At 35.6% G+C, this 17,243-nt stretch carries 14 protein-coding genes; 11 read left to right on the top strand and 3 right to left on the bottom strand.

The genetic code is table 11. From position 1 onward, the window contains the following. Positions 1-26 precede the first annotated feature (26 nt). The 3 genes from trmB to ACJJVJ_RS08515 are packed head-to-tail and all read left to right on the top strand — an operon-like array spanning position 27 to position 1,656. Positions 27-695 (top strand): tRNA (guanosine(46)-N7)-methyltransferase TrmB, encoded by a 669-nt coding sequence (trmB, locus tag ACJJVJ_RS08525; protein ID WP_348116280.1) that lies wholly within the window; start codon positions 27-29, stop codon positions 693-695. Beyond that, entirely contained in the window at positions 695-1,321 is a 627-nt protein-coding gene (locus ACJJVJ_RS08520) for a LysE family transporter (RefSeq protein ID WP_405369878.1), read from the top strand. The genes trmB and ACJJVJ_RS08520 overlap by 1 nt, the downstream gene beginning before the upstream one ends. Beyond that, entirely contained in the window at positions 1,318-1,656 is a 339-nt protein-coding gene (locus ACJJVJ_RS08515; protein ID WP_104514511.1) for an MGMT family protein, read from the top strand. Before ACJJVJ_RS08520 ends, ACJJVJ_RS08515 begins: the two co-directional genes overlap by 4 nt. A gap of 60 nt (positions 1,657-1,716) precedes the next feature. Here ACJJVJ_RS08515 and ACJJVJ_RS08510 read toward each other — a convergent pair whose 3' ends face one another. Continuing rightward, positions 1,717-2,490: a THC0290_0291 family protein gene (locus ACJJVJ_RS08510; protein WP_104514512.1), complete on the bottom strand. Its 774-nt coding sequence runs from the start codon at positions 2,488-2,490 to the stop codon at positions 1,717-1,719. A gap of 234 nt (positions 2,491-2,724) precedes the next feature. Here ACJJVJ_RS08510 and gdhA point away from each other — a divergent pair, with 234 nt between their 5' ends. The 6 genes from gdhA (at position 2,725) to ACJJVJ_RS08480 (ending at position 11,279) form a co-directional block, all read left to right on the top strand. Then, positions 2,725-4,068 (top strand): NADP-specific glutamate dehydrogenase, encoded by a 1,344-nt coding sequence (gene gdhA, locus ACJJVJ_RS08505; RefSeq protein WP_104514513.1) that lies wholly within the window; start codon positions 2,725-2,727, stop codon positions 4,066-4,068. Positions 4,069-4,221: 153 nt separating this feature from the next. Further along, positions 4,222-6,504: a hypothetical protein gene (locus tag ACJJVJ_RS08500; RefSeq protein ID WP_405369877.1), complete on the top strand. Its 2,283-nt coding sequence runs from the start codon at positions 4,222-4,224 to the stop codon at positions 6,502-6,504. Then, positions 6,505-7,227, top strand: a complete 723-nt coding sequence (gene recO, locus ACJJVJ_RS08495; protein ID WP_104514515.1) for a DNA repair protein RecO — start codon at positions 6,505-6,507, stop codon at positions 7,225-7,227. It abuts the gene before it with no gap. After that, positions 7,224-9,626 carry a TonB-dependent receptor plug domain-containing protein gene (locus ACJJVJ_RS08490; RefSeq protein WP_405369876.1) on the top strand — a complete coding sequence of 801 codons (2,403 nt, stop codon included), beginning with the start codon at positions 7,224-7,226 and terminating at the stop codon, positions 9,624-9,626. The genes recO and ACJJVJ_RS08490 overlap by 4 nt, the downstream gene beginning before the upstream one ends. Positions 9,627-9,723: 97 nt before the next feature. After that, positions 9,724-10,359: a ligase-associated DNA damage response endonuclease PdeM gene (pdeM, locus tag ACJJVJ_RS08485; protein ID WP_405371242.1), complete on the top strand. Its 636-nt coding sequence runs from the start codon at positions 9,724-9,726 to the stop codon at positions 10,357-10,359. 74 nt (positions 10,360-10,433) lie between these two features. Next, positions 10,434-11,279 carry a hypothetical protein gene (locus ACJJVJ_RS08480; RefSeq protein ID WP_405369875.1) on the top strand — a complete coding sequence of 282 codons (846 nt, stop codon included), beginning with the start codon at positions 10,434-10,436 and terminating at the stop codon, positions 11,277-11,279. Between the two features lie 3 nt (positions 11,280-11,282). Here the strand turns inward: ACJJVJ_RS08480 and ACJJVJ_RS08475 are convergent, their stop codons facing one another. Next, positions 11,283-12,620 (bottom strand): dihydrolipoyl dehydrogenase family protein, encoded by a 1,338-nt coding sequence (locus tag ACJJVJ_RS08475; protein ID WP_405369874.1) that lies wholly within the window; start codon positions 12,618-12,620, stop codon positions 11,283-11,285. Between the two features lie 95 nt (positions 12,621-12,715). On the opposite strand from ACJJVJ_RS08475, the gene mfd reads away from it, so the two are divergent. Together mfd and ACJJVJ_RS08465 are read left to right on the top strand one after the other, a co-directional pair. Continuing rightward, entirely contained in the window at positions 12,716-16,054 is a 3,339-nt protein-coding gene (mfd, locus tag ACJJVJ_RS08470; protein WP_405369873.1) for a transcription-repair coupling factor, read from the top strand. A 101-nt stretch (positions 16,055-16,155) separates the two neighbouring features. Beyond that, a complete protein-coding gene (locus ACJJVJ_RS08465; RefSeq protein ID WP_405369872.1) occupies positions 16,156-16,662 on the top strand; it encodes a TrmH family RNA methyltransferase in 507 nt (168 codons plus the stop codon). Positions 16,663-16,766: 104 nt separating this feature from the next. Here ACJJVJ_RS08465 and ACJJVJ_RS08460 read toward each other — a convergent pair whose 3' ends face one another. Continuing rightward, positions 16,767-17,201 carry a hypothetical protein gene (locus tag ACJJVJ_RS08460; RefSeq protein WP_104514522.1) on the bottom strand — a complete coding sequence of 145 codons (435 nt, stop codon included), beginning with the start codon at positions 17,199-17,201 and terminating at the stop codon, positions 16,767-16,769. Positions 17,202-17,243 lie beyond the last annotated feature (42 nt).

The following is a 17,243-nucleotide window of genomic DNA, read 5'->3' as shown; positions in this document are numbered from 1 at the left end:
CATTAATTAACCTTTAAATAATTGTGTTGGGAAGCAAAAATAAACTCAAACGATTTAACGAAAACGAAACATTCGACAACGTTATTCAGCCTACTCGTGAAGAAGTAACCACTGGTTTTAAACATCAGGGTAAATGGAATGAATTTTTCGGTAACGATAATCCTATTACCTTAGAGTTAGGTTGTGGTAAAGGAGAATACACGGTTGCTCTAGCTCGCAAGTATCCTGAACGTAATTTTATAGGTATAGATATTAAGGGAGCGCGTTTCTGGCGTGGTGCAAAAACGGCTATTGAAGAAGGTCTTACTAACGTAGCTTTTTTACGTACTCAAATTGAGTTGGTAGATGACGCTTTCGCGAAAGCGGAAATACAAGAGATATGGATCACATTTCCAGACCCTCAAATTAAATACAAGCGTACTAAACACAGAATGACTAATCCTGATTTTCTTGCAAAGTATAAACATATTTTACAAGCTGATGGTATTATGAATCTTAAAACAGATTCTGAATTCATGCATGGATATACTTTAGGGCTGTTGCAAGCTAGAGGAGAAGAGATTCTATATGCACATCATGACGTCTATTCAAATACAGAATCTCCAGAAGAAGTTACCGGAACACAGACTTTTTATGAGAAGCAGTATCTAGAAACAGGTAAAGCGATAACTTATATCAAGTTTAAATTGAAATAATGGCAGGACTTTTACATTTATTATTCGGTTTAATTATAGGTTTTGTGGGTGTTATACCGCCCGGATTATTGAATCTTACAGCGGCCAAAATAAGTGTGAAACAAAATAGAAAAGCAGCTGTAATATTTGCATTAGGAGCATCACTTATAGTTGTGGCTCAAGTATATGTAGGGGTTTTCTTTTCTAAATTATTGAATAACAATCCTGATACCTTATTGCTGTTAGAAAAGTTTGCGGTAGTTGCTTTTCTAGCATTATCTGTTTTCTTTTTTATTAGAGCGTTACTTGATTCTGGTACACCAGTAGTAAAAGAGGTAAATAGATCACCTGTTAAGCTTTTTGCGCAAGGAATCATATTATCGGTTTTAAATATATTTCCTATTCCATTTTATATAGGTTTTAGTTCTTTTCTTGCCAGTCGTGGTTTATTTGAATTTACTTATCCCATGGCTCATCTATTTATTATAGGCGCCGCTAGTGGAACATTTTTAATGTTATTAGCCTACATTACTTATGTGAAGAAATTTGCCTTTGACAGCAATACATTTGCTCGCAAAATTAATTACCTATTAGGAGGTCTTACTTTGTTTATTGCGGTATTTACCATATTTAGAATATACTCATGAGTACAAACGATTTTTATTTAAGAGTGTATGAGGTCGTTAAACAAATACCTTATGGTAGAGTAACTAGCTATGGGTCTATAGCAAAAGTTTTAGGAACACCACGTAGCAGTAGAACTGTAGGTTATGCTATGAATGCTGCGCATAATGATCCTGAAGTGCCTGCACATAGGGTTGTAAATCGCAATGGAGTGTTAACTGGTAAACATCATTTTCCCGGCACTAACTTAATGCAACAGCTTCTAGAAAGTGAAGGGCAAATTATCGAAGAAGATCAAATTAAAAATTTTAAAGAGACTTACTGGGATCCATTAGAAGAACTTGGATTACAAGAATAAAAAAAAGCCTTTCTATTCATTACAATAGAAAGGCTTTTTTTTATAATAATTGTTGATGCTCTACAGATAGAAGATGTAACCTACGTTAAACCACCATATCCAGTCATTTGCTCTGTTGTTAACATTATTAGGACTTAATCCATCTACATAATTACTGTCTACATAATAATGCCACTTAGACGATATTAAAATATCACTTAGTTCACTTATTTTATATCTAAAACCTAGATCACCTACTAGAGCAATCGCACTACCCTGTGAGGTGTCTATACGATCTATAAATGTAGGAAATGTCGTTATTGGGTTATCCAAAGGACCTAACACACTAGTCGCTTCTGGTCTATAGTTTACATAATGAGCTCCAAAACCTACGTAAGGTGCCACTTTAGGTGTGCCACTCTGAAAATCTCTAATGCTTAATGGATACCATTCTATTTGTGCACCCAACTCAAAGACTTTTGCCTTTCCTTGCATAGATCTTAATTGAAGACCACCTATAGAGTTCTTGTCCGCTTCATCACCTAGATGATTAAGGGTGGTCACATGATAATCTATCTCACTACGTATTTTAAAATGATCATTCCAGTAGGTATCTCCGGTATAACAATCACAGTCGGCACGATAGGCAAAATTGATATAGTGAATGAGTCCAACACCGATACCTACATTACCTTTGTTAGTGTTAAAGTCATATCGCTCACCATAATCACTTTGAAAAGCGACAGGTCCAGTGATAAAACCTAATTCGTGAGAGAAGCCTAATTGCGCATTACTAGTAGCTACCATTCCTATAAGAATGATAAGAGTTGTAATGTGTTTTTGTAGATACGTCATTAATATAAGGACTTAAGTGATGACGACAAATATAACAAAATGTAGTTCATACAGACATTATTAAATATGTTTAAAACTAATACAATAGATGAAATGCATCATTATTATAGGTGTGTATGGTGATTACAACGTGAGTTAACTTAAATTATTGGTAAAAAAAAAATTACGTTAAGCGATAATATTATATTTGCATAATTAACGCAAACGTTTTCTTAAAGGAACAAATTAAAGATAATGGAAAAAAACATCCAAGATTTTATCGATTTGATAAAAAAGAAGAATTCTAACGAGCCTGAATTCATACAGGCAGTAACTGAGGTTGCTGAAACCGTTATACCATTCATCGAAAAGAATAAGCAATACCAATCTGATAAGCTGTTAGAAAGAATGGCAGAACCAGAGCGTGTAACTATGTTCCGTGTGCCATGGACTGATGATAGTGGTGAGGTACAAGTTAACCGTGGGTACCGTATTCAGATGAATAGTGCTATCGGTCCTTATAAAGGAGGATTAAGATTTCACCCTTCTGTAAACCTGAGTATTCTTAAGTTTTTGGCATTTGAACAAGTGTTTAAAAACAGTCTTACTACTTTGCCTATGGGTGGAGGAAAAGGTGGTGCTGATTTTGACCCTAAAGGGAAGTCAGACCGTGAGGTGATGCGTTTCTGTCAGTCATTTATGGTAGAGTTGCAACGTGTTATCGGTGCAGATACTGATGTGCCTGCAGGAGATATAGGTGTAGGTGGACGTGAGATAGGTTACCTTTTTGGATACTATAAAAAATTAAGAAACGAGTTTACAGGTATTCTTACTGGTAAAGGACGTTCTTACGGTGGTTCCTTAATCCGTCCAGAAGCGACAGGTTATGGAAACGTATACTTTGCACAAAACATGTTAAAGACACGTGGTGAAGAGATCAAAGGAAAAACAGTTGTTATTTCTGGATCTGGAAACGTGGCGCAATATGCTGCAGAGAAGATATTACAACTAGGTGGTAAAGTAGTTACCATGTCAGATTCTGGTGGTTATATACATGATGCTGATGGTATCGATGCAGATAAACTAGCATTTGTAATGGATCTTAAAAATAATAAACGTGGTCGTATCTCTGAATACGTAGAGCAATATTCTAGCGCTACTTATCATGCAGGTGAGCGTCCATGGTCTGTTAAATGTGATATAGCTCTTCCATGTGCAACTCAAAATGAGTTAAACGGTGAAGAAGCAAAAACATTAGTATCTAACGGTTGTATTTGTGTAAGTGAAGGGGCAAATATGCCTAGCACGCCAGATGCAGTTGAGCACTTTGTAGATAGTAAGATATTATTTGCTCCAGGAAAAGCATCTAACGCTGGTGGAGTAGCAACATCTGGTCTAGAAATGTCTCAAAACTCTATGCGTTACAGCTGGACTTCAGAAGAAGTGGATAATAAACTACATGCAATCATGAACGATATCCATGAAGCTTGTGTTACTTATGGAACTGAAGAAGATGGATTTGTAGACTACGTAAAAGGTGCAAACATTGCAGGTTTTGTAAAAGTTGCAGACGCTATGCTAGCTCAAGGAATTGTGTAAGAACTATTTATTTATATAAGTTTCGCTTTCGCGAAAGCGAAATTATAATCAACAAGAACCTCTGTAAAATCTACAGAGGTTTTTTCATGCCCTTAATTAAGTTTATTTTTGTTCTTATTCATCATATAATAAAGATGGGTACGTTGTAGATATATGAAAAAGCTAATACTCTTATTAATACTCGTCGGCAATTTTTGCGCAGCTCAAGATTTTTCTGATTCTTGGGAAGGACTTTTTTCTTTTACTAATATTATTGATATAGACGAGTCTGATGATGCCGTTTATGCTGCTAGTGAAAATGCTGTCTTTATTTACGACCTTAGTTCTAGAACCTTTACAACCTTAACCACTATTAATGGGTTGAGCGGTGATGAGATAAGTCAGATTCATTACAGTGAGGCAAAATCCACTCTAGTTATAGGATATGAAAATGGACTGTTACAGGTAGTTGATGCGCGTGGCAACGTGACTAGCGTGGTTGCAATACAAGATAAACAAGTTATTGCACCAGATGATAAAAGGATTAATGAGTTTAAAGAGAGTGGTGATCTTATTTACATCGCTACAGATTTTGGGATTGCCATTTATAATCTAGAGCGACTAGAATTTGACGATACTTATTTTATTGGAGATAATGGGGAACAGTTAGAGGTAAACACCATCGAGATATTTAATAACTTTTTATATGCAGGTACTATAAATGGTGGGATAAGACGTGCTAGTATTGTAGATCCTTTTTTAATTGATTTTGCAAATTGGAACCAAATAAATGGTAATTCTTGGGATGAATTAGAGAGTTTTAATAACCGTTTATTTGCTACGGCGGTAAATAGGTTTTTATATGAAGAAGGACCAGTAGATTTTTTAATAACCTCTTTACAATTTCCAGGTAGAGCACTAGATTTTCATTCTTCAGATCAATTTTTTACCGTTGCCACTAGTAGTGCTGTTCTTGTGTACGATTTAAGTTTTACAGAAATACTCAGAATAACAACGGTAGACGGCATTGCATATAATTATACCCAAGCAATAACTGTAGGTAATGATTTATTTATCGGTACAGAAGAGGCTGGAATGATACGTATCGATCTTTTAAATCTAACAGACTTTGAATTTGTCGTGGCAGACGGTCCATCTCGTAACGCGGCTTTTACAGTAGCTACATCTCCAGATGAGTTGTGGGTGGGTTATGGTGATTATGATGTGTTTTACAATCCTTTTCCATTAGAGCAATTTGGGATAAGTCACCTAGTTACGGACGAGAATTGGGAGAACTTTTCATTTGATGATATTCTTAATGTTAGAAGTTTAGGAAGTGTAACCATTAATCCATCAAACCCTTCAGAAATTTTTCTTAATTCCATGAATGATGGTTTGGTACAGTTTGTAAATGGGGCTGCGGTAACTTTGTTCGACAATACAAATAGCTCTTTAATCCTATCGGAAGTTCCTACTAATAATGGTCCTTTTAATTTTCAAAGATTACCAGATAGTGAGTTTGATAGTGAAGGTAATCTTTGGGTTTCACAAAGTCTTGATGATAATTCATTACATAGAAGAACTCCATCTGGTCAGTGGACGGCCTTTGATTTAAGTGATGAAATACCTGAAGTAGCGCAAAGCACGACAAAAATGGTGATTACAGATGATGGTAAAATTATTTATGGTACTCTAGATATTGGTATAGTAGGCTTTGATCCAGCAAATTCAATAACTATTAATTATGATGAAGATAATAATCTAGTTAATAATTACATAGCCTCATTAAGACTTGATCTTAACGGACAGTTGTGGATAGGTTCTAATCTAGGATTACGTATACTGTTTAATCCTAACAGTATGTTTACAGATACACCTAGCGATGCAAGATCTGTTATTATAGAAGATACTAATGGTATTGCACGAGAGTTGTTACAGGATGAGGCGGTACTAGATATAGAAGTAGATGGTAACAACAATAAATGGGTGGCTACAGCTAGTTCAGGCGCGTTCTTGTTTTCACCTTCAGGACGAGAGACTATATTTCAGTTCACAACAGATAATTCTCCGTTGCCCACAAATTCTATTAATGATATCGCTATAGACGAGGCGACTGGTAAGGTTTATTTTGCAACAAATAATGGTATTGTAGCATTTCAAGGAGAAAGATCGAGTAAGCCCGAAGATGATTTAGAAAGTGTAAGAGCTTTTCCTAATCCAGTGCGTCCAGGATTTGATGGAAATGTAACTATAGATGGATTAACAGATAGAGCACGAGTTAAAATAACAGATATAGAAGGTAACTTAGTTTATGAAGCGGTTTCTCAAGGTGGTAGTATACCATGGGATACAAGAAGTTTTTCTGGTAATAAAGTAGCATCTGGGGTGTATTTACTATTTATTTCTACCAGTGATAATATTGAGACTGCTGTTTCTAAACTTATGATAGTAAGATAAATGCTTATAAAAACACAGGCAATTGTTTTATCTTCTCTTAAGTATGGAGAGTCAGATCTTATAACAAGATTATATACCAAAGAATTAGGCACGCAATCTTATATATTAAAAGGAATACGCAAGTCTAGAAAAGGGAAATTGCGTATTTCTTTTTTTCAGCCACTTACTCAGTTAGAATTAGAAACACAGCATAAAGGAAAAGGTGCGCTAGAATATATTAAAGAGGCAAGGGTTTTATTTGCTTACCAAAATGTTCATACTAATATCATTAAAAGCAGTATTACCATGTTCTTTTCTGAAGTACTGTCTCAACTATTAACAGAGCAACAACCAGACGAAGAACTATTCGACTATCTATCTACAGCTTTTCAATTTTTAGATCAATCAGATCAAGTTGCAAATTTTTCTATAAAAGTGTTGCTAGACATGACTGGCTTTTTAGGCTTTCAACCAGATGATAGTACTATCAATTTACCATATTTTAATATGCTTAATGGTAACTTTGATGATAATGGGTTGCAACCACACCATTTAACAGACATAGAGAGTAACTTGTTAAAGTCTTTTCTAGGCATGAAATTTGATCAAATTAATGAAGTAAAAATGAATAGAGAAGAGCGTAATGGCTTATTAAATTTGGTCATTGAGTATTTTCAGATACATTTGCAAATCTTTAAAAAACCTAATTCATTATCAATACTAAAACAGCTATTCGACCAGTGAGATTAATCGGTATACTTTGTCTTCTTATAGGTTTTTATACTACAGCGCAAACCGTGACTGTAGTTAATGCAATTACTAAGGAAAAGCTATTCTCTGTTGCTGTTTATAATAAAGATAAAAGTATTAGTGGCATTACAGATTTTGATGGAAAAGTCTCCTTAGAAAAATTCTCAGATTCAGATCGCATTTATTTTCAAAGCATGGCTTTTCAAACCTATGTGATTAATAAAGTAGATATCCTACCGCAAGGTACTGTTATAGCTATGGTGCCTAGATCAGAAAAGATAAATCCTATAGTTATATCAGCATCTAAATTTGAACAGCGCAAACAAGATATTCCTCAAAAGATCATTTCACAAAATAGTGCTCAGATACGATCTAATAATCCACAGACCAGCGCAGATTTATTACAACAATCAGGGCAGGTTTACGTGCAAAAATCTCAACAAGGTGGCGGTAGTCCATTAATAAGAGGTTTTTCTACTAACAGGTTGTTGTTAACTGTAGATGGCGTGCGTATGAATAATGCCATTTTTAGAGGTGGTAATCTTCAAAATGTTATTTCTATCGACCCTTTAAGTATTGATCGTACAGAGGTTATTTTAGGTCCTGGTAGTGTCGTTTATGGTAGTGATGCGATAGGTGGTGTTATGAATTTTTACACACTTAAACCTAAGTTTGCTCAAGATTCCATTTCATTCTCAGGGAATGCTTTAATGAGATATGCTACAGCAAATAATGAAAACACAGCACATCTAGATTTCAATTATGGTACAAAGAGATTTGCATCTGCTACGAGTATAAGTGTTAATTCTTTTGGCGATCTTAAGATGGGTTCTCACGGCCCAGATGACTATCTTAGAAACCAGTATGTAGACCGTATAGGTGGAGTAGATGTGATCGTTGATAATCCAAACCCAAAAGAACAAGTCCCTACAGGATACGACCAGATTAATTTATTGCAAAAATTTAGATATCAAGCATCTCAAAATTGGGAACTTGATCTAGGTATTATTTATACCGCTACAGGTGATTTTCCTAGATATGATTCTTTGAGTAGATTTAATGATAACGGTGACCCTCGTGAGTCAGAATGGTACTATGGACCACAGACCTGGTTAATGTTAAATGCCAAAGCTATTCACAGAGGTAATGGAAAGTGGTATGATAAAATGATCTTTTCGCAAGCATATCAACAGTTTGAAGAAAGTCGCAATAACCGCTCTTTTGAAGACGTAGATTTTTTTCAGAATAAAGAAAAAGTAGATGTTTTTACTACATCCATAGATTTTGAAAGACGCAATCGCGAGAATAATGTTCTTTTTTATGGAGCAGAGTTTTTACATAATCGAGTTGGGTCAGTAGGTAGTGTTCTTAATATAGATACTCAAGAACGACAGGATGCTGCAAGTAGATATCCAGACGGTTCTTCATGGAGATCACTAGCTGCCTATGCAAACTACCAGTGGAGACTAGATTCTCAAATTACTATACAATCAGGATTGCGATATAATCACATATGGTTAGACGCACAATTTGATAATAGATTTTTCAACTTTCCTTTTGAAGAGGCCAGTCTTAACACAGGTGCATTAACCGGTGCATTAGGAGCTACCTATTTACCAGATGACACATGGGAGCTTAGAGCAAACTTCAGCACGGCATTTAGAGCACCTAATGTAGATGACATCGGTAAAATATTTGATCCTAGTCCAGGTACAGTTATTGTTCCTAATCCAGACTTAGAGTCAGAGTATTCTTATAATACAGAATTGGCAGCTAGAAAACGTATTAATGATAAATTCACCTTTGACGTTTCAGCTTACTACACGCTGTTAAAAGATGCATTAGTAGCTAGAGATTTCCAACTTGACGGTCAGGATATGATTACCTATCAAGGTGAATTAAGTCAGGTGCAGGCTATTCAAAATGCCGAAAAAGCTACTGTTTACGGTATAGAAATAGGCGCTCAATATGAGTTTAATAAAAACCTTAGAATGTACGGTCATTATAACTGGCTAGATGGCGAGCAAGAAGAATTAGACGGTTCTAAAGTGGCTGTGCGACATGTCTCACCTAGTTTTGGGGATATTCATGCGGTTTTTGAAAGTGATAGATTACAACTAGATGGTTATGTAATGTTTAACGGACAGTTTGATTTTAACGACCTCGCGCCTAGCCAGCAATCACGCCCTTATTTGTATGCACTTGATAGTGATGGAAATCCCTATTCACCTAGTTGGTACACCGTAAACTTGCGTTCTAGCTATAAAATTAACGACGGACTTACTGCAACAGCGATTTTAGAGAACATAACAGACCAGCGTTACCGCACGTATTCCTCAGGAATAGCAGCTGCTGGACGCAATCTTATACTCGCGTTGAGGTATGCCTTTTAGATGATTGTTTGTAACGGTCTCGCTTTCGCGAAAGCGAAATTATTAACCAACCATTTATATACAAAATACTTTTAATCATTAATAATCATCCTGCAAGCTGGCACTAGAAGTAAAACTCCAAGATCAAACATTTCAATTGCACCGCAGTGGCGCATGCTATTGGGTAGATCAAGATGTTATTCTTCTTGCCGATGTTCATTTGGGAAAAAGTGCTCATTTTAGAAAACATGGTATGGCTGTACCTATCCAAGCAGATGATAAAGAATATGATAAGTTAAATGCGATAATAGAGGAGTTCAAACCATCTCGATTATGGTTTCTAGGTGATTTATTCCATTCTTATAAAAATGCAGAATGGCATTTCTTTGAGCAATGGATCAACTCTCAAACCATAGAAATAGGTCTGGTAATGGGGAATCACGATGTTATATCTCGCGATTCATTTGAGAACTTGGGCATGAAAACGTATGATTCTTTACAAATGGGAAAAGTACTTTTAACCCATCACCCAGAAGAAATAGAAGGTAATTATAATATTGCTGGTCACATACATCCATCAGTTAAATTACAAGGTAAGGGTAGGCAGCGTTTAAAACTGTCTTGTTTTTTCTGTACAGATTATGGGATGATTTTACCAGCTTTTGGTGATTTTACTGGTACCTACACTTTAAAGCCTAAAAAAGGGAATAGAGTTTTTGCTATTGCAGGCGATGAGGTAATAGAGATTAATTAGGTCGGTAAACTTAAAATAATTCTAATTTCCTACAATTACTAGGGTATTCTAACGGCAAGATTTATCTTTATAAGATGTCTAGAAAATTAACCTCCATATTAAATTTAATAAGTATTATCATTTTAATAGCCTGGAATGGGTTTGCAAATACTGGTAACTATAACGGTAAAAGTGTAGGTGACCTGAGTGCAGAGTATGATAATTTGTTCACTCCAGCGCCGTATGCGTTTTCTATTTGGGGTATCATATTTTTAATGCTGCTAGTCTTTGGTGTCTATGGCGTTTATGTGTCATTTTCTACAAAGCATCTAGCCATAAACAAGGATTATAAAGCAGACTTTGTGAAAACTACGAGTCCGTGGTTTCTAGCGGCAAATGTTTTTTGTACACTATGGGTGGCTTTATGGTTAGATGAGCATATTGCAGCATCTGTAGTGATGATGTTAGGGATTCTTTTCTGTCTATTAATGTGTGTGCGACAGTTAGATATGGAAATATGGGATGCTCCATTTCCGGTTATAGCCTTTGTATGGTGGCCGCTGTGTTTGTATTCTGGATGGATAAGTGTTGCCACTATTGCAAATATAGCTGCATGGTTAAATGGAACATATGACATTGCTATTACTACACAAGTGTATGTCACTCTAGTCATGATTTTTATAGCTTTTATGGTAAATCTTGGGATGCTTATTTATCGCAATATGCGCGAATTTGCTCTAGTAGGAGTATGGGCTCTAGTTGCGATATTCATGAGGTTTAAAATACCTATGGACGGATTAAGTAAACTAGCAACTAATCAGATAGCTTACCTCTCTCTAGGTTGCGCCATACTGTTAGTGCTAGCGATAAGTTTTCATGCTATAAAAAATGCTAAGACTAATCCTATGAAAAAAATGAAGGAGTGGGATGCCTCTCGATAAAAGTTACATTCCTTTAAAGTCATTTCCCCAACTAGGATAATTAAAAATGGTTTTTCTTAACTCTTTAAAGGTCATTTGTGCTTTCATAGCAATAGCGATCATGTTGATTTGTTCACTAGCTTCTGGCCCTACGATGTGAGCACCTATGATGAGTCCGTTTTCTTTATCTAAAATTATTTTATAGGCATATGCTTTGGCATTGATACGTTTGTTATTAAACCACTCGCTTCCATCTTCTTGTAGTACCTTGTATTTTCTGTTTTCTTTTTTAGCTTGTAATTCTGTAAGACCTATACCTGCACATTGAGGTATGGTAAAAACAGTGCTAGGTATGGCCGGTGTGTCTATTTTTACCTTCTCACCGATAAGATTTTTTGCGACTACGGTTGCTTCTATACTGCTTAACGGCGTTAATGGTAGGTTTTTACTAGATACGTCACCACAAGCATATATATGGGGCTGGCTAGTACTTTGTAAAAATTCATTGACTACCACGCCATTTTTATCGCTGACTATATTAGCCTTTTCTAGATCTAGAGATGACGTTGCAGGTACTCTTCCTGCGGTATTGAAAACACAATCTGTAGTGATTTGATGCATGCCATCTTCCATAGAATAGTTCACGATATATCTCCCTTCTCTTTGTTCAACACTAGATGCTTGTGCATTTTTAATTATTTTAATACCTAATTGCTCAGAAGTGTTTTCAACCTGTCGGGCAGTAAATTCTTCAAATGGAGCAAGGATTTGTTCTCCTTTTTGTATCATGGTTACTTTAGATCCAGCTCTAGCTAGAATTTGACCAAACTCCATGCCTATGTATCCTGCACCTACAAAAACTACTTTTTCAGGTACTTCCTTTAATTTAAAGAAATCTCCTGAGGTAAGCATGAATTTTTCTCCAGGTATGCCCAGTTTTAAAGGAGTCATTCCTGTGGCAATAACAAAATGCGCGGCTTTTATTTTCTCTCCATCTAGAATAACAGTTTCAGGATCTATAAAAGTAGCTTCTCCATGTAAACAAGTAATTCCTTTATCTTTGAGTTCATGTTCTGTTTTATCTGGTATGTCTTTAGTATATCTATGAGCATAATTCATTGCATCATTCCAGTTGAAGTTAATGGTACCATCGATACCATCGCCGGTCATGTCTTTTGCAAAATTAAATGCTTCTACAGATGCTAGAATAAGTTTTTTAGGATCGCAACCTCGCTGGGAACAAGTGCCTCCATATTCTCGATTATCTATTATAGCAACGCTCATTCCAGCTTCTTTACATGTGTTAGCTACTAATTTACCTGCCGTACCAGTCCCAAAAACAAAAACATCAAATTTCTTCATGACTTAAAGATAAGAGTGCAATCCATGTCCTTGTATTAAAGAATTCTCAATATTCTTGATATGCTTTATTCAGGACGTATCTTTGTGATTATATTATGAGTTTTACTACTATTCTTAATCAATTTTCAAAAGCTGCCCAAACGCAAAGCTTAAAGGAAATCGTTGCCCAATCTCAAGGTTCAACTACTATAAGTGGTCTTAATGGAAGTTCACTGTCCATCGTTTTAAAAACAGCTTTTCAAGATGCAGATAAGCCTTTTTTACTTATTTGTAACGATAAGGAAGAAGCTGCTTTCTATTTAAACGATCTAGAAAAGATGATAGGAGAGGATAAAGTCCTATTCTATCCAGGTAGTTATAGACGTCCTTATCAAATAGAAGAAACAGATAACGCAAACGTGTTATTACGTGCCGAGGTGCTCAATCGCATTAACTCGCGCAAAAAGCCAGCAATGATAGTTACCTATCCAGATGCTCTTTTTGAAAAAGTAGTTACTCGTAAAGAGTTAGAAAAAAACACGCTCAAAATTACGGTAGGAGACCAGATTTCCATCGAATTTGCAAACGAGGTCCTTTTTGAATATAAATTTAAACGTGTAGATTTTGTTACCGAGCCTGGAGAATTCTCGCTGCGAGGTGGTATTCTTGATGTTTTTTCATTCTCAAATGATGAGCCTTATCGTATTGAGTTTTTTGGAAATGAGATCGATTCCATAAGAGTCTTTGATGTAGAGACACAATTATCAAAGGATCAAACTAAAAAAATCTCCATCATTCCTAATGTGGAGAATAAACAGTCAGAAGAAACTCGAGAGAGTTTTTTAGAATATATTTCTAATAACACGGCTATATTCTCGATGAATATGGATTTATTATATGGTCGTGTTGATTCGCTTTTCGCGAAAGCGGAACAAGCATACAATGAATTGCAAGGTGAAATACGACAGTTAACACCTCGAGAAATATTTAGTGATAGCAAGTTGATTAAAGAACAATTGAAGTCTTTTAATCATTTTGAATTTACCACAGCCCAAGGTGTACTAGTTTATAAAACATCTCCACAACCATCTTTTAATAAGCAATTTGATTTACTTATTGAAAATTTAAAGGAGAATGAAGAAAAAGGCTATAAGAATTATTTATTCTGTAGTAGCGAGCAGCAAGCAAAACGTTTTCATGACATTTTTGAAGATATGAATGCCCAGGTGCAGTATGAAACGGTCGTTATGTCTTTATATCGAGGTTTTATAAGTCATGATTTAAAAGCAGTTTGCTACACAGACCATCAAATATTTGAGAGATACCACAAGTTTAATTTAAAGAATGGTTATGCAAAGAAGCAAGCGATTACTTTAAAAGAATTGAATACGCTTGTCATAGGTGATTATGTAACTCATATCGATCATGGTATCGGTAAATTTGGTGGGTTGCAGAAAATAGATGTCAACGGTAAAAAGCAAGAGGCTATTAAATTGATTTATGGAGAACGTGATATTCTTTATGTATCAATTCACTCGTTGCACAAAATAACACGTTACAGCAGTAAAGATGGAAAAGCGCCTAAAGTATATAAATTAGGTAGTCCTGCATGGAAAAAATTAAAGGCCAAAACCAAGACGAAGGTCAAGCAGATAGCATTTGACTTAATTAAACTTTATGCAAAACGCCGTGCGCAAAAAGGATTCCAGTATGCTCCAGATGGCTATTTACAAAATGAACTAGAGGCAAGTTTTATTTATGAAGACACTCCAGATCAAAGTAGCGCGACAGAGGACGTAAAAAGAGATATGGAAAGTGATCGACCTATGGATCGATTAGTTTGTGGAGATGTAGGTTTTGGTAAAACTGAGGTTGCTATTAGAGCAGCGTTTAAGGCGGCAGTTAACGGTAAACAGGTTGCGGTTCTTGTCCCTACTACTATTCTTGCTTTTCAACATGCAAAAACTTTTAAAGAACGTCTAGCAGATTTACCGGTTAAGGTTGATTATCTCAACCGTTTTAGAACAGCAAAAGAACGTAAAGGTGTTCTAGAAGGATTAGAAAATGGATCTATAGATATAGTTATAGGGACGCATCAACTAGTTAGTAAATCCATTCAATTTAAAGATCTGGGATTATTAATTATAGACGAAGAGCAAAAATTTGGTGTTGCGGTTAAGGATAAGCTTAAAACACTTAAAGAAAATATAGATACACTTACATTAACAGCTACACCTATACCTAGAACTTTACAGTTCTCTTTAATGGCAGCACGAGATTTAAGTGTGATAAAGACGCCGCCACCTAACAGGCATCCTGTAGAGACTAAAGTAGTACGTTTTAGTGAGGAGACTATACGTGATGCGGTGAGTTATGAAATATCTCGTGGTGGACAAGTGTTTTTTGTACACAACCGCATTGAAAATATTAAAGAAGTAGCAGGAATGATACAACGATCTGTTCCTGAGGCAAAAATAGGTATCGGTCATGGACAGATGGACGGTAAGAAGCTAGAAGAGCTCATGCTTGCTTTTATCAATGGAGAGTTTGATGTGCTTGTTTCTACCACAATTATTGAAAGTGGTCTAGATGTGCCTAATGCAAATACTATTTTTATCAATAGTGCCAACAACTTCGGTCTGTCAGATTTACACCAGATGCGTGGACGTGTAGGACGTAGTAATAAAAAGGCGTTTTGTTACTTCATCACACCACCATATGATGTAATGACAGAAGATGCTAGAAAACGTATACAAGCTCTAGAAATGTTTTCTGACCTAGGTAGTGGTTTTAATATCGCTATGAAAGATCTAGAAATACGTGGTTCTGGTGATATTTTGGGTGGTGAGCAAAGTGGATTTATAAATGAGATAGGATTTGATACGTATCAAAAAATTCTTAGTGAAGCTATTACTGAGTTAAAAGAAAATGAATTTGCCGATCTTTATGAGACTAACGATAAAGAGAAGAAACATGTTACAGAAGTAACTATAGATTCTGATTTTGAGTTGTTGTTTCCAGATGATTATATCAACTCGATTACAGAGCGTCTAGCGCTTTATGCAAAACTTAATGACGTAGAAGATGAAAAAGGTTTAGAGGTTTATAAAAAAGAGCTAATAGATCGTTTTGGAGAGCTTCCAGAAGAGGCAGAGAATTTATTAACGAGTGTTAGGATCAAATGGATTGCTACTCGATTAGGGCTAGAAAAAATTGTGATGAAACAAGGTAAGTTTGTAGGTTACTTTGTATCTGACCAGCAAAGTGGTTTTTATCAAAGTGAATCATTTGGGAAAGTATTAAAAGCGGTACAAAACAATCCGAAAATTCTTAGAATGAAGGAAAAACAAACTCGTGCAGGATTGAGATTGTTGTTAACTGTAGAGAACGTGAAAACGGTAGATAGGGTTTATGACATATTAAACACTATCATGCCGACTTCTGTTTCTGCGTAAATGATAGGAATTTGCAGCACTGTGTTTCCGCGAGGCTAGAGTTATCCTGCCTTATGAAATTAAAGATACAATGTATTAATTTTTACAATTAGAGATATAATTTGAAACAACTTACCCATTACGACATAGAAAATCAGCAGAAGCAATTTCCTATAACCATAGTTTGTGACGCGATTAGAACACCAGAGAATATAGGTATGTGTTTCCGTATATCAGAGAGTTTTGGGGTAGAGAAAATATATTTTCATGAAGACTCGCCTACCATAGCAAACAGAGTGGTTAAAAAAACGGCAAGAAACACATCAGGTCAAATCGACCATGACACCTATAAGAATTTTACAACTGTAGTCAATAGATTAAAACAAGAAGGCAACGCGATTATAGGTATCGAGATCACAGATAAAAGTGTTGCTATTCAAAAGTTCGATTTTAAGCAACATGATAAAATTGTTTTGCTTTTGGGTAGTGAGCGTCATGGAATAGAAAACGTTGATTTACTAGATTACACGGTGTCGATACCTATGTTCGGTAGGAACTCGAGTATGAATGTGATACACAGCCTCGCTATTTCATTATATGAGGTTACCAATCAGCTTACAGAAAAGTAGAATACTTCAGATATATTCTAACATAAAAATGCCTCGATCAATTTACTGATCGAGGCGTTTTTGTTTATTAGTTGCGCTTTCGCGAAAGCGAGACTATAACAATCTTACATCCATTGTTTCCATGGCAGTCTAGAAAGAACTACTAAAAATGCTAGGGTATAAAATATAGCTAGAACTTTAAATTTACCATTACTAACGATTTTCTTTTTGTGTTTAGAGTATCCTACCGTTAGCAAGGCAACAGCTATGATCATCATTAAAGGGTGTTCTAGAGCTAGTAATCTTATCTCTGGAGTACTCATTACAGTAGAGGTGTCGCTAAATAACATACTAGAATATGGAGAGAATGCCCATAGAGCAAGTCCTAATAAAAGTTGAATGTGTGTAACAATAAGTCCTACTAGAGCTAGACTGAAGTCTTTATTGCCAAATTCTTTCTTACCTGCAAAACCGATTATGGCATTAATAGTTGCGATGGCCAATACTAAGATTAGTAGATATGCCCAGCCAGAATGAGCAGATTTTAAAATGCTATACATAATTTAATAATTTGGTTCAAAAATAATCCAAAAACAAAGAAC

The organism is Nonlabens sp. Asnod2-A12, assembly GCF_045063745.1.
GTDB lineage: Bacteria > Bacteroidota > Bacteroidia > Flavobacteriales > Flavobacteriaceae > Nonlabens > Nonlabens xylanidelens.
This window is presented reverse-complemented; position numbering and strand designations above follow the sequence as displayed.